Raw genomic sequence first — 24,906 nt, 5'->3', positions numbered from 1 at the left:
GTTTAGCAACGAACACTATTTTATTTTGCTGAGTGAAACCGCCTTTGCGAACGATAAAATCAACACAATAAAAATATCATTGCGACCCTTTGCGCTAGAAAATATTTCAGGCTCTATTTTTTTCATGAACAATTAACTAAGCCTCTTTCTTTTTGCTGAGTGAAACGCCTTTGCGAACGATAAAATCAACACAATAAAAATATCATTGCGACCCTTTGCGCTAAAAAATATTTCACGCTGTATTTTTTTCATTAACAATTAACTAAGACTCTTTCTTCTTGCCGATTGAAGTGCCTTTACGAAGGATGCTTATTAATACACAAAATCATGAATTCAGGGTTTAGAAAAGCCACTCCAAAGCCAAAAACAATTGAACAAAAAAATCCCGGAAGATAACTTCCGGGATTGTAAATAATATGTTTGAAATTACTTCTTCGTTAACGCTTTAAACTTGAAATAAGAAACTGCTGATAAAGTAATCATCGTAGCGATTCCGATGTATACCCAAGCCGGTACCGGCACAGGATCTCCTGCTGCATAAGAGTGAAGACCACTCAGGTAATAATTTACCCCGAAATAGGTCATTACCATAGAGCAGAATGCAAACATCGTTGCCACGTGGAATGCCCATCTGCTTCTTAATCCCGGTACCAATCTCATGTGCAGTACAAAAGCATAGACCATGATAGAGATGAAAGCCCATGTTTCTTTAGGGTCCCAGCTCCAGTATCTACCCCATGATTCATTCGCCCAGATTCCTCCCAGGAAGTTTCCTACTGTAAGAGCAAAAAGACCGATCGTTAATGACATTTCAGAAACAACAACCAATTCCTTCAATGTGGTATCGTGGTGAATCTTATAGGTATCTTTATTGGAAATAATATAAAATACCAGAGAGATTACAGCAATGATCATTGAGAGGGCAAAGAAACCATAACTTGAGGTAATAATCGCTACGTGAACAATCAGCCAGTACGATTTCAATACCGGAACCAGCGGCGTGATCTGCGGATCAAGTGCTGAACCACCGTGAGCAAACCCCATCATGATAACTGCTACCATAAATCCTGCTGCAGGAATCAGCGCATTGACTCCAGCTCCGCCTTTAGGATTCACTGAATCTTCAGCAGTCAAAACTGTTTTTTTCCCAAGATTAGGTTTTGTAAATCCAAAATAGAACAACAATCCGGCAGTAATACCCACCCATGAAATAAAGATAATCGCTTCATATCCGTTACTCCAAGGAGCGTGTCCCGAGATATACCATCTTGCCACAAGACCTAAGAAATGACAGATATATCCTATCAATCCAACATAAATAGTTGCTTTGATAACCTTTTTTAATACTTTATTAGGTTTGAACAATTCAACAAATCCCAAAACCAGAAGAAGTCCGCCAATAATGGTGTAGAAAATCAATAGTTTAAAATTGATATCGGCTTTATTCATGAAAACCTCAAGATCCACTTTCGATTTTGCCGGAACCACTGCTTTCCCCCATTTCTGCTGGTAGTCTGAAAGCTTAGCTAATTCTTTATCTGCCTTGGTCCAGTCGTTTGTTTTCTGAGCATTAAGGGCTTCAGCAAAATAAGGTCCCATTACCTGCTGAGATTCCATATCCGGTTCAAATTTCTGATCCAGCCATGAATGCCATGTGTGGTTGGCATCGTTTTTCACAGGAACGATTCTCATAAACTGCCCGCTGAAGAATTCGTTGAAAATTTGAACTCTTTCGTTTACGGCAATAACTTCTTTATCATAATTCGTCTGATCCGCAGGTTTTTTACGGAAAGCCGTGTTATAATCATGCTCAAGAATATAGGTCAGGTTACCATTGGCATCTGCAGGGAAAAGATTCATTAAAGAAGTATACCCGTCATCATCAGCTTTTGTTTTATTCTTTAACTCATCCCCTCCTTTAGGTCCTACTTTGATTATAGGAACCATGGTCCAGCTTGGCGTGTCTGTATTGATAGAAAGGAACCATTGGTTAGCCGTCAGGTATTTTCCGTCTGTTCCTTTGAAACGATCATGCTTGTAAAGTTTTCTTAAAACATCTAAAGCCTGTGTATTGATCGGAACAATTCTTCCTTCAAAACTCTGAACCAAAAGATATCCGAATTTATCAGCGTGTTCTTTGCTGATTTTATTTCTTGCAATGATCTCATCGGGAGTAATTGTTCTCATTTTCCCCATTGGAGTAGCCAGTGAATTCTGCTTCGGAGCAGCACCGTCAAGCGGCTGAACATTCTGAGCCGGCGCATGAGAGTGGTCATCTCCCTGTACATGAACGTGGTCTCTGCTTCCGTCAGTTGTACCGTGAGTTTCAATTTTCTGGGCATTCAATCCTAAGCTAAGGAATATTAAAAGAACTGCCGCTGCTTTCTTTTTGTTTACATCCGTCAACATTTTGCTTAATTTCCAGAAATGTGTTCCCTTCCAGAAGAAAATGACAAACATTCCTAAGAAAAGCAATCCATATCCGATATAAGAAATCAATGTTCCCCAATAATCATGGTTTACGGATAATACGGTTCCCATTCTGTCCGGATCAAAACTTGCCTGGAAGAAACGGTATCCTTTATGATTCAGAACGTGGTTCATATAGATTTTATATGGAGTTTCTTTTCCTTCGTCAATGATTTTCACATGGCTTTCATAAGCACTTGGGGATGAACTTCCGGGATACGTTTCCATAACGAAGTCATCCAGCTTCAATGCAAAAGGTGTATTGTAGACTTTAGGTCCGAAACCTACCATGATGTTCAGACCATCCATTGTGATCTGCTTGTAGGCATTCGGGTTTCCTTTTTCCACAGAAAGATCTACCAGTTGCTTTGTTTTTGGCCCCTGCAGCTCAATCTGAAGCATATCCGGAACATTAGCATCTTTCTTTCTGTCTCCTTCAAAAGCGATAAGCCTTCCTTTTTTAAGTCCCTCAGGCACTACAAGTTTCAATTCGTTGATTGTATATAAACTTCTCAATGCCAGCGGCTGGAATTCGTCTTTCTTTGTGGTTCCCGTTGCCTGTGTTGCCATCGTCATATAGCTGGCATCTACAGGGGTTTTGATAGAGAGCTTACCTCCGTCATTTCTGAATTCAACCGCACCGTCAATAGCTCTGTTGAACGTTACCAAAGTTCCGTTGATTGATTTGGTTTCTCCCGGTTTGATGTATATATTCTGTCTTCCGGTATTCCCTGTAGAAACCAGATGAAGGTATTCTTTTCCGTTGGGTTCAGCTACCAGGCTGTCTTTCTTTCTCTGGATATACTCTTTTGCGATCACCTTTACTTCCTTTCCGTGGAAATCATAGGTTGCAGTAAGGTCTTTATGCAGTGGAGACATTAAATAAGGGATATCCTGATAGTTAAGGACATCTCCTTTTTCTTCGATCTGGATTTTAAGGAAGTTTTTATCTGTTATGATCTCATTGGAGGTCTCTCCTTCCCTGATGTGCATCGTTCCTTCGAAACTGATATAGCGGGTAATGGCTCCCCCCACAAAAATGAAAACAAAGGCAAGGTGAAAAACCAAAACCGGCCACTTATCCTTTTTCCACAGTCTGTATCTTCCGATATTTCCTATGAAGTTGAGAATAAGCAGAACCATGATCAGTTCAAACCATTTTGCCTCATAAATTAATGCTTTTGCTGTAGGAGTTCCGTAGTCGTTTTCTAAGAACGTTGCATAGGCCATAGCGAATGCGTACACCAGCAACAATACAGCCATTGTCCTGGTTGAGATAAGAATATCTTGGAGCTTCTTCATGATTTATATGTACTTGACATGCAAAAATAAGGATGATAAACTACAAAGAGCTGAAAAAAAGCTGTTTTTTATCACTTTGGCCTTGGTTTTGCTTATTTTGAAACATTCTTAATAAGCCCGAAAACATTAGGAAAAATTCAATTTTTAAAACCGAAGAAATACAGATTTATAATACCTATCCTGCCGATTGAAGGCTTCTATCTACCATTCTATAACCAACCACAACTGCTTGATATTAAATAATTTAAGAAAAGTGAAAATTTACAAAACAAAAACTAATCTGTAAAATCACTTTTCAAAAGCTATCTTTTTTCTGATTTTACTTAAAAACTCATGAGTAATCCCAAGATAGGAAGCAACCTGCTGTTGCGTCAGTCTTTGCTCCAGTCCCGGATATTTTTCTAAAAATTCCAGATAGCGCTTATCGGCTGTTTTACCCGTTAATGATAAAATTCTTCTTTGCAGGGCAACGGACGACTGCTGATTCATCATCCTGAAGAGTTTTTCTATCTGCGGCATGGTTTCATACAGACGTTCCTTCTCTTTTTTGGAAATCATCAGCACTTCGCTGTCTTCAAGCGCTTCAATATTCAGGATGCTGGGCACATGATTGATGAGGCTGTCTATATCTGTAATCCACCAATCTGTTACCGCAAAATACAATGTCTGCTCAGAACCGTTTTCGTTCAGGTAGTATATTTTAAAACATCCGTTCAGAACAAATCCTTCAAAAAGACAATAATCCCCTTCCCGGAGTACCTGATCCTTTTTAGTGAATTTTTTATACTCAAAAGGTTTTGCAAACTGAAGAAACTCTTCTTCTGAAAGGCTGATATATCTGCTGATATTTTTGTAAAGTAAACCGTACATTCTTTTTGATAAACAGAATAAAAGTACCAAAATTATAACACTTTGTGGTAAATATAATTGTAAAAGACAGAAACCGGAAGCTTGAACAGAGAGAGTCTTAAAGTCGGGAATCAGTAATTTCCAGCCTCCTGCTTCCATCTTTCTACTAAATATAAGTTTTATTAAGTTATTTTCTTTCTATAAAATCTTCGGTATTTGCAATACGGGCATAAAGATTTCCTAATGCTGATATTCCTGCAAGAAAAGACTTTTGAACTTCTGAAGCTTTTACCGTTTCACCGTTCAGTTCCCGATCCTTTGTTGCTGTAGCATTTCCGATAATCGTAGTATTGAATCCGAAATCAAAAGCCGCCCTTGTGGTAGATTCCACACAGACATCGGTCATCATCCCTGTAATGACGAGATTTTCTATATTCTCTGATTTGAGATATTCCAGTAGGTCCGTTTCCCTGAAGCTGTTCGGGAAATGTTTGGTAATAACTTTCTCACCCATATGTGGTGCAACCAACCGATTAATTTCAGCGCCGGAAGTTCCGGGAAGGAAAAAAGCAGCGCCTTCATTGGTAGAAATATGCATGATATGAACCACCGGAAGTTTATTCTGTCTGAAATACTGAAGAACTTTCCGGGTGTTTTGCCCCGCTTCTTCAGCGTTTTCCAATGTCATTTTTCCACCTGGGAAATAATCATTCTGTACGTCAATAATTAATAATGTAGTGTTTTCCATTTTTCTTTTTTGTTGTGCGTTTATTGTTACCAGTGAAGTTAAAACCAGGCATAGGGCCAGAACAGATCTGAATGTATTTTTCATTGATAAAATTTTATGGTACAAAACTACAGCGGCTGCAACTCCTGACCTTTGAACTAGTTCAAAAAAAAACAATGATAAATGGTCTTACAATGTGAATGGTATGATCTTATATTTTCAGAAGATTTTTAAGAAGATTTATAATGCTTATTAAAAGTAATATAATTATGATGATCTGTCAATTAATATAATTTAACAAATCCGGATTTGGAAAAACAAAAAAAAATGCCTTATTTTATTACTTACAATAACGGAAAAAGTTCTTCTCACCAATTTTAAATAATCACAGTAAAAATCGGGAATTGCAAAATGTTTTTTGAAGAAAAAAGATTCTTTTAGTATTGAAAAAACATTAAATTTGCGACATTGATATTATGGACAAAAAGACACAAAAAAAACCGACTGAATCGCCTGATAAAGGCAGAATTTTATCTAAGCCACGTATCTTTTTCGGGCTTAGTTTTATACTTTTCTCTGCCGTACTTGCATTTTCCTTCATTTCTTATTTAATGAACTGGAAAGCAGACCAAAGCCAGGCAGGAACCATGCTTGACAAGAGTATAAAATCTTCCAATATTTTTGGTAAAGTAGGCGACTGGTTAGGAAATATTTTCATCTTTGAAAGTATCGGTATCGCCTCATTCATTATTGCCTTCCTCTTTATGGTGGTAGGCACCCTTATTCTTAAAAAGAAGATCTTCAAACCATGGAAGACCATTGGTCATTCTCTGTTTTTCATCTGCTGGCTTCCGATCTTTATGGGAGCACTTACAAAAGGACAGGGCGTTCTGGGGGGGGTGTACGGTTATCAGATCATGGATTATCTGAATTCCATTATCGGTACTGTAGGTCTATGGACTGTACTGGCGGCAAGTATTCTTCTTTATTTTATTCTTGAATTCAACCTGCGTCCGAGCTCTATCAAAGCAAAGCTGAATACCATCAATGAAAACACCATAGGAAAGGTAAAATCTATGATGCCGGATTCTAATGAAGATTTCGAAGCAGATGAAGAGCTGAAAGAAGAACTTGAGGAAGTGGAAGAAGAAAAAGATGCAGCTCCTCATGTTACCGTAAGTGATGTTACCAACCCTGCTCCTGCCAATCCTGTCTCTACAATGAAAGTACAGGAACCGGTAAGTATACCTAAAGGATTCCCTGAGGTTCCGGTTGCAGCCGATATAGAAACGATTACAACGCCTAATCATACTTCTTTTGAGACAGAACCTAAAGAGGCGGCACAACCTGTAAGCTTAAATCTTTCTACCAAACCATCTGTTCCGCTATCATCTCCGGAAGAAGCATTTGATATCAGACCTTCTGCTCCGGTATCTGCAGTGGCTTCTGCCCCGGCTCAGGAAAACATTAAATTTAATGTGGAAGTTGCTCCGGTGATCGATATTCTGGATGATTCTGACAAAAAATCCCAGGAACTTGTAGAAAAACACGGTCTTTATGATCACAAGCTGGATCTTGCCAATTTCCAGATGCCTCCTGTTGATTTACTGAAAGATTACGGAAGTGAAGAAATTTCTATCAACAAAGAAGAATTAGAAGAAAATAAAAACAAGATCGTTGGACTTCTTAAAAATTTCAACGTAGGAATTGCAGAGATCAAAGCAACGATCGGGCCTACCGTTACCTTATATGAAATTGTACCGGAAGCAGGGATCAGAGTGGCAGCCATTAAAAAGCTGCAGGATGATATCGCCCTTAACCTTTCAGCTTTGGGGATCAGAATCATTGCTCCGATGCCAGGAAAAGGAACGATCGGAATTGAAGTACCCAGAAAGAATCCTACCATGGTCTCTATGCGTTCTGTAATTGCTTCTCAGAAATTCCAGAATACCGACATGGATCTTCCGGTGGTTTTCGGAAAAACGATTTCCAATGAAATTTTCATGGCCGACCTTTCCAAGATGCCTCACTTACTGATGGCAGGTGCTACAGGACAGGGTAAATCTGTTGGTATTAATGCCATCCTGACTTCTCTTCTTTATAAAAAACATCCTAGTGAGCTGAAGTTCGTCATGGTTGACCCTAAAAAGGTAGAACTTTCATTATATTCAAAAATTGAAAGACATTATCTGGCTAAACTACCGGATGCTGAGGAAGCCATCATCACGGATACCAACAAAGTAATCAATACCCTGAATTCATTGTGTATTGAAATGGACACCCGCTATGATCTTCTTAAAAATGCTTTCTGTAAAAACCTGAAAGAATACAACAAAAAGTTTACAGAAAGAAAACTGAACCCAGAGAACGGACACAGGTACCTGCCTTATATCGTATTGGTAGTGGACGAATTTGCGGATCTGATCATGACCGCAGGAAAAGAGGTGGAATTACCGATCGCCAGACTGGCACAGCTGGCAAGAGCCGTGGGAATTCACCTTATTGTAGCAACCCAGAGACCTTCCGTAAATGTAATTACAGGGATGATCAAGGCTAACTTCCCGGCAAGGGCAGCCTTCAGGGTAATCTCCAGTGTGGATTCAAGAACGATCCTTGACTCACCCGGAGCTGATCAGCTGATTGGTAAAGGAGATATGCTTTACTTCAACGGAAATGAGATTTTAAGACTTCAGTGTGCTTTCGTAGATACTCCGGAGGTGGAAAGAATTGCTGAGTTCATCGGGGAACAAAAAGGATATTCATCTGCGTTCCTTCTTCCTGAATATGTTTCTGAAGATGCCAACAGCTCGGCAGCAGGTTCTTTTGATCCTAATGAAAAGGATGCCTTATTTGAAGACGCAGCGAGAATCATTGTTTCTACACAGCAGGGCTCTACTTCAATGCTTCAGAGACAGCTTAAGCTTGGGTACAACAGAGCCGGAAGAATTATGGACCAGCTTGAGGCCAGTGGCATTGTGGGAGGTTTCAACGGAGCCAAGGCAAGAGAGGTCCTGATCAGCGATCTTCATTCTTTGGAACAGTTTTTGGAAGATCTGCGTAGTTAAAGGGAAATCTGATGATTTTAACCTTTCAAACTAAAAAATGTCTAAAAGATTATTAAATTAAAAAAATGAGAAATATTATTTCAAAAGTTATATTAGGAAGTTTTGTTGTAGGTGCGGTAGGAATGGCCAACGCTCAGAAGATTGATGCCAAAGCTAAAAAGATCCTGGATGATGTTACAGCCAACTACAAGTCTAAAAAGAATTCTTACTTCAAATTTTCTTTTGGAAGCGGCCTTAACGGGCAGGTTACAAAAACAGAGCCTGGTATTTATTATGTTGCCGGAGAAAAATACAAACTGAAGATCATGGATACAGAACAGATCTTCGACGGGAATAAAATCTACAACATCAATTCTGATGATATGGAAGTAACGGTTGCAAAGCCTAACGGAAGCAGCAGCATGTTCTCCCCTATCAACTACCTTAGCACTTACAGAAACGACTATAATGTAACCTATAACGGTAAGAAAATGGTAAACGGGGTTAATTCTGATTTTATCAAACTTACTCCGGTGAAAGCAAACGGAATACAGCATGTATATCTTTTCATAGATTCTGCGAAGAAACAAATGGTAAAACTGGAGCAGCACGGAAGCAACAAAGATGTAGCAGTAATTGCCATTAAAGAATATAAAGAGAACCAGGAACTGGATCCCAATATGTTTGTTTTTGACAAAAATAAGTTTAAAAACTACGTCGTTACAGAACTTTAAAATAAAAAAGTAAAACTGCAATTTTGCCCATCCGGCTTTCTGGAGTTTTACTATTGAAAAAAAATAACAAAATATGAAAAGCCACAAGTAAACTTTGTGGCTTTTTGATTAATTTTGACGCATGTTAAAAATACTAGACCGATATATCATAAAAACCTTCTTTGGACCGTTTTTCTTTATATTCAGCGTATTGTTTTTCATCTTTATTGTAAACATTATCTGGGTTCAGCTGGGGCAATTTATGGGTAAAGGATTAAGCTACTGGCAGATCCTTAAACTTCTTTTCTATCTTGGTGTAAGTGTTGTCAGTATGGTACTGCCGCTTACCATTCTTCTGGCAAGCATCATGTCCTTCGGGGAATTTGGTGAAAGATACGAGCTGGCAGCCATGAAAGCAGCAGGAATTTCACTGACAAGGGTAATGACACCACTGCTGGGAGTAGCAACCGGTCTCGCCATTATCCTCTATTTTTTCTCGAATAATATCAGTCCGGATTTTCAGAAGAAGGCCAAGAATATGCTTTTCAATATTGCACAGACCAAACCTGCACTTAACTTTACTCCCGGACAGTTCATTGATCAGATTCCAAGCTATATGGTAAAGTTTGACAAGATCTATGGTGATAACGGAGAAAATATTGACGGGGTTTTTATTCACAAAAAAGCAAACACATACGAAAACCAGCAGTCTATTGTTGCGGAAAAGGGAAAATTTGTTCCCGCAGCCAATAAGAACTTCCTGAAGCTTGTTCTGTACAACGGGTATGTATTTGAAGATACCTATGCAGGGAAAGGAGATAATGTAAGGCAGAAACAGCCGGATCAGGCTATTAAATTTGACACCCTGGTTTCTCACTTTGACATCAGTGAGATCATCAATAAAGCCATCGAAAAAGAGCAGATTACGGATGACTACCGTTTCCAGAGCTATAATCAGGTCAACGAAACGATTGCCAGAAGTAAAAAAGAAAACCAGCAGTTCTTTGATAACGTAGGTTCTGAGGTTCTGAACCAGACCAATTCTGTAATCAGCTACATGGATAAAGGGAATAAACATAAGGTGGCCCCAAAAGCCCAGATCAAATTAGATACGGTAAAGGGCGATAAAAAGCTGGAAATGATCTATTACTCCTACAACAGGCTGGACAACCTGAAATCTACCCTGGAATCTAAAAAGAATGAAGTCAACAATAATGTAAAATATTTCAGCAAGATTGTAATTTACCAGCAGAGAATTATTTCCTATTCTGTAACCTGTATCATCTTTTTCCTGATCGGAGCCAGTTTGGGATCTATTATCAGAAAAGGAGGTATGGGACTTCCTGTGATCATAGCCATTGTTATTTTCATCATTTTTTATGTAATGAACGTGGGAGTGGAAAACATGTCATGGAGCGGAAAAATGAATCCTTATCTGGCTGCATGGCTTCCGAATTTCATTCTCTTTCCTTTTGGAATATGGATGACTTATAAAGCACTTACTGATTCGCAGTTATTTGATGCGGAAAAATACAAAGCATTCTTTAAGCCGGTTACCAGGCTATTTGTTAAGGATAAAGAGCATAAAAGATATCAGTAATCTTTTCAATCAAGATATCATAAAAAAGACCCGGATTTTCCCGGGTCTTTTTTTGTAATTATCAAGATTTCCTTTTTAAATGTTGGGATGTATTCTTACGTTTAAAACTGATACACAAATGCATTGATATTCATTCCGGCTCCTACAGAAGCAAATAAAACCACATCATTTTTTCTGATCTCATGATGTTCCAGTTCTCCTTTTAAAATCATTGTGAGTAAAGACGGAATGGTTGCTACACTGCTGTTCCCAAGCTTCTGAATCACCATAGGCATGATATTTTCAGGAACCGGGACTCCATACAACTGATAAAACCGGTTGACGATGGCTTCATCCATTTTTTCATTGGCCTGGTGAATGATGATCTTATTCAGCTGATCGATGGAATATCCACTGCTGTCAAAGCACTTTTTCATGGCTGCAGGAACATTCAGCAGGGCAAACTCATATATTTTCCTGCCATCCATTTTGATATATCTGGTATCAGGGCATCTTTCATTGTTATATGATTTTCCGAAATACAGGTAATCTTTTTCATTGAGGGTATATGAAGCAGAGAGATGGGATTTTATACCTGCTTCATCCTCATTATTCACTTGCAGTACTGCTGCTCCTGCTCCATCAGCATAGATCATACTGTCCCTGTCATGAATATCCACTACCCGGGAAAGGGTTTCGGCACCAATGACCAGGCATCTTTTTGCAATCCCCGACTTAATAAATGCATTGGCCTGTATTACTCCTTCAATCCAGCCCGGGCATCCGAACAACACATCGTAGGCAACACAAAAATTATTTCTGATTCCCAGCAAATGCTTTACCCTGGCCGCAAGACTGGGCACCATATCAGACTGTACGGTTCCAAACCGGACATCTCCAAAGTTATGGGCAAATATTATATAGTCTAAGCTTTCAGGATCTATTCCTGCATTCTCAATGGCAGAACGGGCCGCAATGAACCCAAGGTCTGAAGTAACCTCTGTACTGTGTGCATATCTTCTTTCTTCAATACCGGTTATTTTTTTTAATTTATCCGTAATAGAAGCATTATTTTCTTTTAATAATACACCTTCTTCATTCAGGAAAATATGTTTATCAAAAAATAAATTGGTAATTGTTTCTGAAGGGATGTAGTTGCCTACACCAATAATCTTAGTCATCATCTTAAATTTTAAATTCCTGTTTTTTATAAGGTTACAGGAATAATATTATAAATATAATCAATTAACGGTAATACTTATCAATATATTATTATGCTACTCCTTGATTTCGATAAAAATCTAAAATAACTCAACAGAATGCATATATAAAAAAAGAGGCTTCCCACAGGAAACCTCTTTTTATTATTTTTCAGAGACTGAAAATTATACTTTCATAATTTCAGCTTCTTTAGTCTTAAGATGCTCGTCGCAAAGTTTTACATATTTATCAGTATAGTTCTGAATCTCTTCTTCCACTCCTTTTACAATATCTTCAGAAACCCCGTCAAGCTTTTTAAGTTCTTTCAAACCGTCCTGTCTTGCGTTTCTTACCGTCACTTTAGTCTGCTCAGCCTCCACTTTAGCCTGCTTTGCCAGTTCTTTTCTTCTTTCCTCAGTTAAAGGCGGAACATTAAGGATAATATTTTCCCCGTTATTAGAAGGAGCAAAACCTAAGTTTGAGTTGATAATCGCTTTTTCAATAGCGTTGATTGCAGTTCTGTCCCAAGGTTGAATAGAGATGGTCATTGCATCCGGAACAGAAACATTGGCAACCTGGTTGATAGGAGTCATCGCTCCATAGTATTCTACCATCACATCCTGAACCATCGCTGTAGAAGCACGTCCTGCTCTAATTCTTTGAAATGCGTGATCCAAATGCTTTACAGCTGCATCCATGTCCTGCTTTACAGATTCTAATATAAGATCTAATTCTTCCATTATTATAGTATAGTTTGATAAATTGCACATTAACTAGCTACTGAATATCAGATAATTAACACTTCCAACACTGTAAAAATTACGTTGTCGCCTGCTTTTTTACTATCCAGTGGTGCAAAAATAATGATTGTTTTCGATATTTCACTAAGCTTGTGATATCTATTTTAAGGTTATCTAATTATTTAAAAAGAAAAAAGAACTTCGCCAGGTTCTTTTGGATTACATACGTTACTTATTTCGTTTTTTATCCGGTATATTAATTACAAAAGCTTTTCTTCATACTTAAAATCTTATACAGAATAATAAAGCCCCTTAATCGGGACTGTAAATATGTCGCGGTGATTCAAAAATGTCTAATCTTTCTTTCCTATATTTTCAGCAAATAAAAGAATCTCTTTATTTACTGCATCAGCATTGGCTTTATTCGTAATGATACTGCCATGGCTTGCATTCATTACAATCTGTTTTCCATTAGAAGAGAGTTCTTTAAGTTCTTTTTGCATCTCAAACCATAATTGAACCTGTTTTTCAGGATCAATTCCCTCTTTTCTGTATCTGTCTTTCTGGGACTGCTTATACTGTTCTGTAGCAGTGAATACCAGGAGAGGCAATGAATCTAACCCTTTTGACTGACCTGCCCGAGCCAGTACATCATTAGTTAATTGATTCTCTCTTAAAAACATACGGAAAACATCCCCGGAACTATACGTCAGCGATTGTGAACGGCTGTAGACTTCCTGCGGTAAACCATCACCCTGATAAGTTGGCTTACTGATTATTTTATTATAAACACCCCAAATACCTAAATCCGCAAGTATAGATCCGATTTTTAGCAGCCTGGCCTGGCCGGCAGGAACCAATTCTTTCTGTGCCAATCGCTTCCATTGCTCGGGATGACTTGAGTCTATGAAAACCATTCCTTCTACTTCATTGGGATAGAGGTCTCTGAAGATTCTGCTGTAAGGACCTCCCATAGAATGCCCCACCAGGATATAAGGTGGCTTTTCGCCAGTTTTTTGTAATAATTCATGAAGCTGACGGGCATAAAATTCAGGAGATACAGTATCTTTATTACTTGATTCACTAAACCATTTTCCATCTCTATCATAGCGAATAACTCTGGTGTTATTTTTCAAACCTTCTGCTACCCAATGCAGCATATCTGTATTGCTGTGCGCACCGGCTTCAATAATAACTGTAGGCAAAGATTTCTTTTCACCTTCTACCCTTACATGAATATTGGTTCCGTTAACATTCACCAATTTACCTGGTGGAACTGTTTTGGGGCTGAATAGTTTGTAACACAGACCCAGGAACACTAATAATATCAGAATTCCCACAATAAGTTTACCTGTAAACTTAAAGGTTTTTAAAATTAATTTCATAGTTATTTTTAAATTTCATATTGACAATAGCAGAAATGCCGAAGCAGAATTTTTTTGAGAGAGACAAGGTGTCGATTATCTTTTCAGAATGAACATTATGGTATTACTGTTCACAATTGGATGTAAGATTTGTATCCACATTAGATAGAATCTTTAGTATGGGCATGGTTATTAATTTTCCTGCAAATATAGCAAAAAGCCCTCTCAAAGAGAAGGCAGCTCTATAATATAAATAGTCCGGTAATAGAAATTACAGCAGCTAATTTCCTTCCATCCATGTTTCCATTAAAGAACACGTACAAATACCTACCCCCTATTTCGGATGTTTACACTCGCATACATCCCATCTTTTATAGCTTATTTTACAGTATTCTTTTAATAGAACTTCTTAGCAGATATGGGAAGCTCAGATAGAAAAGATATTGCATGCAATTCCGGAAGAGAAATACATCAGGCAGGTGACTCCATTCCATGGAAATAAACAATTCTTACCCATTTTTCAACTCACTTAAAACATTCAAATCATGACAAATCCATCTTTAGACGCCTATCAGCAGGTTTTTAGCCTTGCATGTCTGGCCAACCGCGCCGGAGATTACAACGGCACCGGCAGTGAACTGCAACAACAGCTTCAATATGATCTGTCTTATTACCTGAACAACGTCCCCCCGGTTTCAGTAATGAGACAGCAAAGCCCGTCCATTGCCAATTCATCCGTTACTTCACAACTGGGCAGCTGGAACCTGGTCTGGGGTCCGGCCCTTATTGAAGAAACTGATGAAAATGGTCACCCAACAGGAGTTGCAGACAATGCATTATATGTAGCACAGTGTGATAATGTGGCCTTTCCCGGAGGACCATCATTGCCTGTTTATGTAGTAGCAATAGCAGCAACCAATCCTGCGTCGCTTTACGATTGGGAAACAGAGGATTTTTCCGTATCGCAGGTGGTCAACTGGACTACTTATGCCCCTTCAGATTTTACAACCTCAGATTATAACAGGGATTTCCCGTACATATCAAAAGGAACAGCCACAGGAACAGGGATTCTTCTCAGCCTTATAAGCCCGGATACAGCAGCGTCGCCTAACACTTCACTTCAACAGTTCCTGGCAGATTTAAAACTCACTCAGGAAACTGCAATTATCTTTTGTGGCCACAGTCTTGCCGGAGCTTTATCTCCTACCCTTGCCCTCTATCTGAAAGAGCAGAATCAGCTGGAAGCATTTAATACTACCCTGGTATATCCTACCGCCGGACCTACTCCGGGAGATGTCAATTTTGCCGGTTTATTCAATGCTGCATTTCCATCATTGCCAGCCGGATGGGATCCGCAGCCGGGCGATTACCAGAACTGGAATACCATGCACTGGAATACCCTGGATGTAGTTCCCCATGCGTGGCAGGAATCTACCCTGAAACTGATTGCCGATTTATATGGTCAATCACCTGACTCTTATACCGCCGATATCCTGACTGCGCTACAGGATTTTGCAATCATTGATTCGCTAAGATCAGGTGCCCCCTATACCATGATCAGAAATCAGTCATTGCCCGGTACACTTCAGCATTCCGGACCTTTGGGCAACATCAATGTTCCTCCTCAATCTTTACCGGATTACTTCAGCCAGCTCAGCTTACAACATGTAGAAATCTACTCCGGTCTTCCAGGTCTTCCCGGCCTTATTCTCAACAGTCCATTACCCGAACCGCCACCTCCGGTCCAACTCGTTCCGGGAGTCGTTAAAGTACCCAAAGACGAAATGATCATCAATATCATCAATCAGATCAAGGAATGGATTCAGTCTCATATTCATGTAACAAACCAGCAACCGGTAAAAACCGAAGCGGATGAATAAGGGACAATTTAATCATTAATAAGGAATAAGGAGAAAGCCGAAAATCCGGAAAAGAGTAGGCATATAATGAATACCCGTAAAAAATGAACTCATTACAACAAATCACAGATGCCTGGGGTAAATGGTACTCCCAGCAGCATGGTACTACCTGCAGATTTACTGCAAGTACAGATTATTCAAGTCAAAGTTTTCTTGATGACTATCATCAGTATCAGGTAAGCACAACGGCTCAGAACATTGTCTATGATGACAATTCGCTTCCTACCAACGGTTCAGAAATTGCTTTCAAAACTATTTATAACAACAATACACAGGCTGCTAATCAGCAAAGCCTTATAGAAACAGCAACATCAACCCAATCATTTGAATGGTCCATCACAGAAGCAGTTTCAATTGGTGTTGAAATATCAGCTACTGAAGGAGTCCCTGCCGTTGCCTCCAGTACGCAAAAAGTAACCGTTAACCTGTCGCTTTCCTCAACCCAGAAGAGCACCGTTACCAATACCCAGTCATGGTCCGTGAATACTATATTAACTATCCCTCCGCAAAGTACAATAAAAGCGGATATCGTAATCGGCACTCAAAGTTACAACATCAATTTTACACTATCTGTGATGCTGAACGGATATGTAGCGATCTGGAATAATGACAAAGTGAATGGCCACTGGCTGTGGTTTATTCCTATTACCCAGGTTTTTTCAGATTGTATAGCGAATAATATTATTGATACTTCAGGATACGATTTTGTAGGCGGAGGAATTTCAACAACGGCCAGCGGTGTTTTTACAGGAAGCCAGGGTATCAGTGTGGGTGTCAACACTACTCAATATCCTTTAAACAGCAATACTGATGCTGCAAAAGAGCCCGGTTTTATTGATACTCCTGCAGTTAGCAAAATAGTCGCTATGGCAGGTAAAGAGTAATATAATTTCATAAAAAAACCACCTGTCACAGCAGTTGAAGCTATGACAGGTGGTTTCAATTTTTATAGAAGTCTGATCGGGCAGGGAAAATAAAGGGAATAGTAAAATAATTTATTCTGATACCTATTATCGGCTACCTGCTGTCTCACTACAAATCTACTAAAGTTCCTACATTTTCGCCGTCTACAATTCTTTCCAGGTTTCCATCTTTATTCATATCGAATACAATGATCGGCAGTTTGTTTTCGTGGCTCAGGGTAAATGCAGTCATATCCATTACCTTTAGGTTTTTCTCAAATACTTCATCAAAAGATAATGAATTGTATTTTACAGCATCCGCATTCTTTTCAGGATCGCTGTCATAGATTCCGTCTACTCTAGTACCTTTTAAGATCACATCTGCTCCTATTTCGATGGCTCTCAGTGTAGCAGCGGTATCTGTTGTAAAATAAGGGTTTCCTGTTCCTGCACCGAAGATCACTACTCTTCCTTTTTCAAGGTGTCTTACCGCTCTTCTTTTGATGAAAGGTTCAGCTACTTTATCCATTTCAATGGCAGACTGAAGTCTTGTTTTGATTCCGGCATCTTCCAGCGCTCCCTGTAATGCCATCCCGTTGATCACGGTTGCAAGCATTCCCATATAGTCCCCCTGTACTCTGTCCATTCCTTTTGCAGCTCCGGCTACTCCACGGAAAATATTTCCTCCTCCAATGACGATCGCTACCTCACAGCCTTTCTCAACTACTTTTTTGATCTCAGCAGCATATTCCTGCAGTCTTTCGTTGTCAATACCGTACTGTCTGTTCCCCATTAATGCCTCTCCACTTAGTTTCAGAAGGATTCTTTTATATTTCATCTTTTATTTTTAATAACTTTTATTAGCGTTGTTTTCCCCAGAATTTGGTTTTGCAAATATAATCATTAAAAATATTGATAAAAGAAAAATATTTAAATAGAAATAATGTCCGAAATATTTTGAAAAGTACGAAAAAGGATTATTTTTGCATTAATTATAAATTGAGTTGAAGAAAATTATCATTTTTTCATTATTTCTATCAGGAATTGTTTCTTATGCACAAACAGGAACAAATGTTTATCCTTTCTTAAATGTACCTGTATCTGCAAGACAGGCTGCTTTGGGTGGAGATGCGATTTCGATAAGAGATTATGATGTTTCCTTTGCTATTGCAAACCCGGCCCTGTTAAATAAAGATTCAGACAAGCAGCTTTCTGTAAATGCCACGGCTTATCTTGCCGACTCAAAATACGGAACCATAGCGTATGCCAAAGATTTTGAGAATGGTCATATGGCGACCATCAATGCCCGGTATATGAGCTACGGAAGTACTCCGAGAACGGATGAGAGTGGTTTTCAGGACGGAGAATTCAAGGCTTCGGACGTTGCCATTGGTGCCGGCTATGCCTACCAGTTTGAAGAAGACTGGACGATTGGCGGAGGACTTAATTTCGTTACCTCAAAAATTGACAACTATACTTCTTCCGCTATTTCAGGAACTGCGGGGGTTACCTATCATAATAAAAAGAATAAGGAAGTACTTTCCCTGGTACTGAGAAATTTCGGTTTCCAGCTGAAATCATTCAACGGAGTAAGAGAAAACCTTCCGTTCAGAATTGACCTTGGATATACCAAAACGATCAAGAACTTCCCTCTTGCAGTTACCATTACAGCACACGACCTTCAGAAGTTTGATATTTCTTCAGAATATAATAAAGACGGGCAAAAGGTGAATGCAGGAAGAAAAATTGCAGACCATTTCTCATTAGGAGCTGAACTTTTCCCTGAAAAAAACTTCAACATCAGGCTTGGGTATAACGTAAGAAGAGGGAATGAGCTTGCCGTGGCAGATCAAAGAAACTTCTCCGGACTTTCTGCAGGATTTGGGGTGAAAGTATCCAGATTCCGTATCGATTATGCTCATGTAAGATATCACAACTCTTCGAACGTCAATCAGATAGGAATCTCCATGGACCTTTCCAGCCACAGAGGAGAATAAGCTACCTCCTGAAAAATCTTAAAATAAGTAAGAAATTTCTTAGCTTTTCTTGATTTTCTAAAAAAAATCTTGAAATTTGCAGTATGAAAAAACCTGTAATAGCTATCGATGGGTACTCGTCTACCGGAAAAAGTTCTATTTCTAAAATCATTGCTGATAAACTAGGACTTATCCATATGGACACAGGAGCGCTTTACAGAGGTGTTACCTGGTATGCACTGCAGCACTGCCTGAATGATAACGGCGAAATTGACCTGAATACCTTATTCTCTTCTTTCGGACGGATTCATCTTGAATTCAAAAACAATGAAGGAACACTGATCCTTTTCCTGAATGATACCGATATCTCCAAAGAAATCCGTACCAATATCGTTTCTGACAACGTAAGCCTTGTCGCCAAACAGAAAGAAGTAAGAGACTTCCTCTTGCAGTCACAGCGTTCTTTGGCAGAAAAAGGCGGCGTTATTATGGACGGACGTGACATTGGGACAGTAGTTCTGCCAAATGCAGACTATAAATTCTTCCTTACTGCCAGTATTGATGAAAGAACCAACAGAAGATTCCTGGAATTAAAAGGACTGGGTATAGAGGCAGATAAAGAGCAGGTAAAGCAGAACCTTATTGAACGGGACAAAATCGACAGTGAGCGTGAAATAGCTCCATTGAAGCAGGCTAACGATGCTATTGTTATTGACAATTCTGAACTGACCAAAGACGAAACGATTGAGCTTATTTTATCTCACATCGAAAAGATTTAACAATTTTTAATAGGCTTACAGCCTCCTTTGGTATACAAATTGTAAGTTTTATTACTGTAAAAACTAATCTATTATTAATTATTAAAAAACTTAAAATGTCTAGAAAAGGAAATAATACAGCAGGTATATTGGCAGGACTTCTTGCAGGTGCTGCGGCGGGTGTAATCTTAGGAATGCTTTACGCACCGGAAGAAGGAAAAGAAACCAGAAAAAAAATCAAAACAAAGGCCAATGATCTGAAAGACCAGGCTAAAAACAAATACGGTGAGGTTTCTGAAAAAGTAAAAGACCAATACAGCAATATTTCTTCTACTTTCAAAGAAACGGCAAACAGTGTGGCACATACTGTAAAAGACGGATATGACAAATACAAAGATCAGATCGTTTCTAAAACTGCAGACGTAGTAAAGGATGTAGAAGCGGAACTGAATGATCTTAAAAAATAATAAGTAATTTATCTTTTCAAGTAAATTACGGAAAGGAACTTTTGTGCGAAAGTTCCTTTTTTTGTAACTTTAAAAAAAAACAATGATAGAAACTATTAAAGAATACGCCTCAAAGAGAATAGATCTTCTGAAAATAGAAGCTACAGAAAAGTCTTCTCTTTCTGCCGGGCTCATTACCTACTTTGTAGTACTGCTTGTTGCTTTTGCTTTTTTTATTATCCTTTTTAACTTTGGAATCGCTTTCCTTATCGGAAAAGCGCTGGATAATTATTCCTATGGATTCTTAATTGTTGCTGCATTTTATGCGCTGGTAATGGCGTTTGTTGTTGCCTTCAAAACAAAGATCGTGAATACTGTTGCAGATCAGGTTATTAAATTTTTAAATCACTAAACTATGGGCAGAAAATACGAAAGCATAGAAGAATTAAGAAGAAAGAAAAAACTGCTCCAGGGTGAGATCAGTGATCTTGAAAACCTTCTTACCTTCAAAAATACAAAAGAAAGTTTAAGTGCCTTTACCAACGGACTGAGTGATCAGTATCTGCAGGAAAAAGTAGATGAAGACGGTGATGAAAAAGTAGTTCTGAGAAAAGATGTCATTGCCAGGCAGCTTACTTCAGAAGTAAAAGACCTGCTGATCAGTAAAAATACAGCTGTAGGACTTGCCAGTTCAGCGTTCAAAGGTTCCAATATCACAGACAGCCTTGTCAAACTTGGGGTAACAGCCATTGTAGGAAACTATGCCAAAAAGAATATGAAAAGCTCCAACTGGAAGAAAAAACTGATTGGTGCTGCCCTGATCTATCTTGCTCCCATTGCACTGAAATATGTCAGAAAGAAAATGGAAGTCTATCAGAAAAATAAAAGTGTCTCCAGTATGGAACAGCTTATTTAGAGGTTAGAAGTTAGATATTAGAAATTAGTGATGAAAGTCAAAATATCCTTACTTTATATTTTACTAAAATTTCTGGCCTCTAATATCTAACTTCTGATTTCTATTTTGAAAACAACTGTCCTAAAATAATCCCTGCAGCCATTGAAACATTCAGGCTTTCTGTAGACTGGGATTTTCCAAACCTTGGAATGGTGATGCATTTTTGCAGAAGCTTTTCTGTCTCAGGTCTCATTCCGTTCCCTTCATTTCCTAAAATCAGGTTGATTTTTTCAGGTCTTTCAAATGTATAGAGGTTTTCCCCTTCCATATCCGTCCCGATATTTACATTTTCCGTTTCAGAAAGATATTTCACAATATCAGTATACACCACATTCACCCTGGTGAAAGATCCCATACTGGCCTGGATGACTTTCGGATTGTAAACGTCTACCGTATCTTCACTGCAGATGATCTGTTCTATTCCGAACCAGTCTGCCAGACGGATAATTGTTCCCAGATTTCCCGGATCCTGGATTCCGTCCAAAACAAGCTGTATGTTTTTATCAGCCATCCTTTTTTCTTCTGCCAGATAACACACGGCAACAGAATCTTTAGGGGTTTTAAGAAAACTGATTTTTTTTAACTCATTTTCAGAGATATGGGTCACGGGGATATCAGTACGGTCCAATTTTTGTGGATCGGTTGATAATATTTCTTTAACTTTAAAGTTAGAATTGAAAAGTTCACAAATGATTTTATTACCTTCAACCAAAAACAAATTGTATTTTTGTCTGAACTTCTTTTTATCTAAAGATTGTAAAACTTTTATTGTATGAGCTGTAAGCATTATAAGAATTCTCCTCAAAAATATTATAAAATTATCTCATTTGCAACATTTGTTGGTCTCCTTTATGCTTGTAGTACGACAAAAAAAGTTCCTGACGGCGAATATCTGCTTACCAAGAACACTTTTGAATTCGAAGATAAGAAAGAGTTTTTCGACGAGGAACTGAAAGATTATATACAGCAAAAACCCAATAAGAAGCAGTTTCTATTTATGCCGCTGAGTCTTGCTCTTTACAATATGGCAGACCCGAAATATGACACGATCCTGAATGAATATATGACCTACCCCCGTGAAATGAGGAATCAAAAGCTGAGGGATTCATTATTCGTTAAGTATAATATGAAAAGCAGTGTAGGGAAAAGTCTGTTTTTCGACCGTCTGCTGCACAGCTGGGGAACTCCTCCGGTCATTCTGGATCAGGGAAAAACAGAAAAAAGTGCAGAATCTGTAAAGAAAAGACTTACGTACAGGGGATATTGGGATGCGGATGTAAAATTTAAACAAAACCTGGATTCTTCATCCAAAAAGGCTGCGGTCAATTATTTCATCAAGCATAATGACCCTACCCGTATTAAGGATTATTATTACAATATTCCCGACCAGGGGATCAAAGGGTATTATACTTATAATCTCAACAGAAGCCTTGTACGTTCAGGACAGGTTCTTGATCAGACGGTACTTGAAAAAGAAGTAACGAGAATTACGGATCTGATGCGGGAGTTTGGGTTTTACAAATTTAACAACCTTAATGATGAAGTGTATTTTGTTGCTGATTCCCTGAAAAGCAGAAAAAATATTCCTCTTACCCTGGAAATACACAAAGATTCATTAGATACTCCATATAAAATCTCAACATTCGGAAATATAGATGTTGCCATTGTGGATGAGACCGGTGACTATCCTAAAAATACAAAAAAAGACAGTTTAAGGAGAATACGGTTCCATACGATGAATAATAAATACAAACTTTCATCGATCTGGAGGGCTATCATCCCGGACAGCAAAAAGGTATTTGACCAGTCTAAACTGGATGTGACGAAAAGGAATATCCTGGCCATGAACAACTTCAGCATTGTAAAAGCAAGAGACTCCCTGAGACAAGGAGGAATATCTGCTCCCAATGACAGTATTGTGGATGTTCTGTATGTTCTGAAACCGCTTCCGAAATATGAGCTTAAAGTAGGAACCGACGTCAATTACTCCCAGATACTCAATCTGGGGATATCTCCTTCTGTAGACCTTACCACCAGAAATGTTTTCGGGGGGGCAGAAAACCTTTCTACCAGTCTTTCCGGAACATTCGGATCTATAAGAAGTACTGAAGATATCAGCAAAAGGGCTCTGGCTTATGAAATTGCTGCTCAGGTATCACTTAATTTCCCGAGATTATTATTGCCTTTCAACTATTACAAATTTATCCCGAAAAGATACACCCCTACTTCGTCTATCCTTCTGGGGTCTTCGATACAGACTAATATAGGTCTGGGAAGGGTCAACTTCAATGCCGGACTGAATTACCAGTTTAATGTGAATGATCAGATCTATCATAAGCTAACACTATTCAATACACAGGTCAGTCTTACTAAAAACAAAAATGCATATTATGATTATTTCGTCAACGACGGAGTTGTAAAAGATGCCACTTTTGCCAGTTATTTTAATGAATATCCTACATACGGACAGGAATTTATCGCCGGACAGCATACGATAGATGAGGTTTCTGAGAGAATTCTAAATGATAAAGCCTATCAGGCAGGGCTTGACCAGCAGGGTCTTGACCTATTGACTACATTCAGAGGGAGTCTTATCAACAAAGAAAGACAGACGGAAGATGTCCTGATCTCTTCAATGATCTATAACTTCGTATATAGCGAAATCGGTAAAAAAGATTATCCCAATGCCTTTTATTTTAACGGAAAAGTAGAGCTTGCCGGAAATGCTTTAAGTTTATTCAACAAAAAAAGTAATGACGGCGGAGTGGTTTCCGGACCACAAAAGACCATCTTTGGAATACCTTATGCGCAATTTGTGAAATTTGATGTGGATGCAAGAAAATATTTCAAATTCAATGGAAATCAGACTTTAGTTCTCCGCCAGTTTATCGGGGTAGGTGTACCTTACGGAAATTCCAGGGATATGCCTATCATCAAATCCTATTTCAACGGAGGATCCAATGATATCAGAGCATGGGTAGCATTCGGTGGATTGGGACCTGCAGAGTCTCAGGTAGATGAAAGAGTACGTACTTACATGACAAATGACGTAAAACTGACAACCAACATAGAATACCGGATTCCTTTTAACAATATGTACGAAGGGGCTTTATTTACGGATATCGGAAATACCTGGAGCCTTCGTAATCATGAAGATGCCCATAATGATCAGTTTAAATTTAATAAATTCCTGGGTCAGATGGGTATTGGTAGTGGATTCGGATTGAGGGTGAATGTAGCTTATATCACGCTCAGATTAGACTTTGCTTATAAAATCTATGATCCTAATAAACCGCAAGGCGACCGATGGAGATTTAAAAACTTCCAGCCGTTCAAGCCTACTCTTAATATAGCTTTCGGATATCCTTTCTAATCCGGAGAAATACCCAGAATAAAATATACTACAGCAATCACCCGGGCGAGGATTTCCCTCGTCTGGTTTCTGTAGAAACTTTCAGGTTTGGTTACATCCTGGGCATCAAACCCCAAGGCATTCATATCATTGTTTCTTGCAAAAAACAGGGCACGGAGATTATGGAATCCCTGGGACACAATAATGACATTTTTCTTTTTATAGACATCTTTACAGCGAAGAATACTTTTATAGGTATTAAAGCCTTTAGGATCTTCTATAATGATATCTCCGGGAACCCCTTCCTGATACACCAGATAGTTTTTCATGGCAGCAGGTTCGTTATACCCTTTGCTTTTTTCGCCGCTTACAATGATCTTTTTGATCTTACCATGATGGTAAAGAAGAGCTGCGGCATCCATTCTTTTGGTAAAATAAGGATTGGAAAGTCCGGATCTCATTTTAGGGGAAGTTCCGAGAACCAGTGCAATTTCCCTTGGCGGAATCTTGGATATTTTGGTATAGGTACGTCCATTTGTAAGCCCGAAAACCCAGACATTACAAAAACATATCATCAGAATTCCCAACTCTAATGATATAAAACCTAAATT

At 38.7% G+C, this 24,906-nt stretch carries 20 protein-coding genes; 11 read left to right on the top strand and 9 right to left on the bottom strand.

From position 1 onward, the window contains the following. Positions 1-426 precede the first annotated feature (426 nt). The 3 genes from ccsA to BBI00_RS04735 all read right to left on the bottom strand — a co-directional run bounded on the left by ccsA (position 427) and on the right by BBI00_RS04735 (position 5,452). Complete coding sequence (gene ccsA, locus BBI00_RS04745) at positions 427-3,771, bottom strand: cytochrome c biogenesis protein CcsA (protein WP_065397690.1); 3,345 nt, start codon at positions 3,769-3,771, stop codon at positions 427-429. A gap of 288 nt (positions 3,772-4,059) precedes the next feature. Continuing rightward, positions 4,060-4,641 carry a Crp/Fnr family transcriptional regulator gene (locus tag BBI00_RS04740; protein WP_065397689.1) on the bottom strand — a complete coding sequence of 194 codons (582 nt, stop codon included), beginning with the start codon at positions 4,639-4,641 and terminating at the stop codon, positions 4,060-4,062. Between the two features lie 166 nt (positions 4,642-4,807). After that, positions 4,808-5,452 (bottom strand): cysteine hydrolase family protein, encoded by a 645-nt coding sequence (locus BBI00_RS04735; protein ID WP_083988423.1) that lies wholly within the window; start codon positions 5,450-5,452, stop codon positions 4,808-4,810. A gap of 371 nt (positions 5,453-5,823) precedes the next feature. On the opposite strand from BBI00_RS04735, the gene BBI00_RS04730 reads away from it, so the two are divergent. The 3 genes from BBI00_RS04730 to BBI00_RS04720 all read left to right on the top strand — a co-directional run bounded on the left by BBI00_RS04730 (position 5,824) and on the right by BBI00_RS04720 (position 10,704). Continuing rightward, positions 5,824-8,412: an FtsK/SpoIIIE family DNA translocase gene (locus BBI00_RS04730; RefSeq protein ID WP_065397688.1), complete on the top strand. Its 2,589-nt coding sequence runs from the start codon at positions 5,824-5,826 to the stop codon at positions 8,410-8,412. A gap of 65 nt (positions 8,413-8,477) precedes the next feature. Continuing rightward, positions 8,478-9,125, top strand: coding sequence for a LolA family protein (locus tag BBI00_RS04725; RefSeq protein ID WP_065397687.1), 648 nt, complete (start codon positions 8,478-8,480; stop codon positions 9,123-9,125). Positions 9,126-9,246: 121 nt separating this feature from the next. Beyond that, positions 9,247-10,704 (top strand): LptF/LptG family permease, encoded by a 1,458-nt coding sequence (locus BBI00_RS04720; RefSeq protein ID WP_065397686.1) that lies wholly within the window; start codon positions 9,247-9,249, stop codon positions 10,702-10,704. A 101-nt stretch (positions 10,705-10,805) separates the two neighbouring features. On the opposite strand, the gene BBI00_RS04715 is transcribed toward BBI00_RS04720, so the two are convergent. From BBI00_RS04715 to BBI00_RS04705, 3 genes are all read right to left on the bottom strand, one after another. Next, complete coding sequence (locus BBI00_RS04715) at positions 10,806-11,867, bottom strand: 3-oxoacyl-ACP synthase III family protein (RefSeq protein ID WP_065397685.1); 1,062 nt, start codon at positions 11,865-11,867, stop codon at positions 10,806-10,808. 201 nt (positions 11,868-12,068) lie between these two features. Next, the gene (gene frr, locus BBI00_RS04710; RefSeq protein ID WP_065397684.1) at positions 12,069-12,623 is read right to left on the bottom strand and encodes a ribosome recycling factor; all 555 of its coding nucleotides are present in this window, start codon (positions 12,621-12,623) and stop codon (positions 12,069-12,071) included. 353 nt (positions 12,624-12,976) lie between these two features. Then, positions 12,977-14,008: an alpha/beta fold hydrolase gene (locus tag BBI00_RS04705; RefSeq protein ID WP_065397683.1), complete on the bottom strand. Its 1,032-nt coding sequence runs from the start codon at positions 14,006-14,008 to the stop codon at positions 12,977-12,979. A gap of 524 nt (positions 14,009-14,532) precedes the next feature. Here BBI00_RS04705 and BBI00_RS04700 point away from each other — a divergent pair. Together BBI00_RS04700 and BBI00_RS04695 are read left to right on the top strand one after the other, a co-directional pair. Beyond that, the gene (locus tag BBI00_RS04700; protein WP_065397682.1) at positions 14,533-15,867 is read left to right on the top strand and encodes a lipase family protein; all 1,335 of its coding nucleotides are present in this window, start codon (positions 14,533-14,535) and stop codon (positions 15,865-15,867) included. 83 nt (positions 15,868-15,950) lie between these two features. Further along, on the top strand, positions 15,951-16,790 hold the full coding sequence (locus BBI00_RS04695; RefSeq protein ID WP_065397681.1) for an ETX/MTX2 family pore-forming toxin: 840 nt from the start codon (positions 15,951-15,953) through the stop codon (positions 16,788-16,790). Between the two features lie 148 nt (positions 16,791-16,938). Here the strand turns inward: BBI00_RS04695 and pyrH are convergent, their stop codons facing one another. After that, complete coding sequence (gene pyrH / locus BBI00_RS04690) at positions 16,939-17,646, bottom strand: UMP kinase (protein ID WP_065397680.1); 708 nt, start codon at positions 17,644-17,646, stop codon at positions 16,939-16,941. A 166-nt stretch (positions 17,647-17,812) separates the two neighbouring features. On the opposite strand from pyrH, the gene porQ reads away from it, so the two are divergent. The 5 genes from porQ to BBI00_RS04665 all read left to right on the top strand — a co-directional run bounded on the left by porQ (position 17,813) and on the right by BBI00_RS04665 (position 20,904). Further along, positions 17,813-18,805: a type IX secretion system protein PorQ gene (gene porQ / locus BBI00_RS04685; protein ID WP_065397679.1), complete on the top strand. Its 993-nt coding sequence runs from the start codon at positions 17,813-17,815 to the stop codon at positions 18,803-18,805. Between the two features lie 83 nt (positions 18,806-18,888). Next, positions 18,889-19,563, top strand: a complete 675-nt coding sequence (gene cmk / locus BBI00_RS04680) for a (d)CMP kinase (protein WP_065397678.1) — start codon at positions 18,889-18,891, stop codon at positions 19,561-19,563. Positions 19,564-19,658: 95 nt separating this feature from the next. Next, the gene (locus tag BBI00_RS04675; protein WP_065397677.1) at positions 19,659-20,009 is read left to right on the top strand and encodes a YtxH domain-containing protein; all 351 of its coding nucleotides are present in this window, start codon (positions 19,659-19,661) and stop codon (positions 20,007-20,009) included. Between the two features lie 82 nt (positions 20,010-20,091). Continuing rightward, complete coding sequence (locus BBI00_RS04670) at positions 20,092-20,400, top strand: phage holin family protein (RefSeq protein WP_034694332.1); 309 nt, start codon at positions 20,092-20,094, stop codon at positions 20,398-20,400. 3 nt (positions 20,401-20,403) lie between these two features. Further along, complete coding sequence (locus BBI00_RS04665; protein ID WP_065397676.1) at positions 20,404-20,904, top strand: phosphoribosyl-ATP pyrophosphatase; 501 nt, start codon at positions 20,404-20,406, stop codon at positions 20,902-20,904. 100 nt (positions 20,905-21,004) lie between these two features. Here BBI00_RS04665 and BBI00_RS04660 read toward each other — a convergent pair whose 3' ends face one another. Beyond that, positions 21,005-21,730, bottom strand: coding sequence for a TrmH family RNA methyltransferase (locus BBI00_RS04660; protein WP_065397675.1), 726 nt, complete (start codon positions 21,728-21,730; stop codon positions 21,005-21,007). Between BBI00_RS04660 and tamL the strand changes: the two genes are divergently transcribed. Continuing rightward, a complete protein-coding gene (gene tamL, locus BBI00_RS04655; protein ID WP_065397674.1) occupies positions 21,716-24,316 on the top strand; it encodes a translocation and assembly module lipoprotein TamL in 2,601 nt (866 codons plus the stop codon). The two genes, BBI00_RS04660 and tamL, sit on opposite strands and share 15 nt — an antisense overlap. On the opposite strand, the gene BBI00_RS04650 is transcribed toward tamL, so the two are convergent. Continuing rightward, positions 24,313-24,870, bottom strand: a complete 558-nt coding sequence (locus tag BBI00_RS04650; protein ID WP_376786418.1) for a SanA/YdcF family protein — start codon at positions 24,868-24,870, stop codon at positions 24,313-24,315. The two genes, tamL and BBI00_RS04650, sit on opposite strands and share 4 nt — an antisense overlap. Between the last annotated feature and the right edge of the window lie 36 nt (positions 24,871-24,906).

The organism is Chryseobacterium arthrosphaerae (genome assembly GCF_001684965.1).
Taxonomy (GTDB): Bacteria; Bacteroidota; Bacteroidia; order Flavobacteriales; family Weeksellaceae; genus Chryseobacterium; species Chryseobacterium arthrosphaerae.
This window is presented reverse-complemented; position numbering and strand designations above follow the sequence as displayed.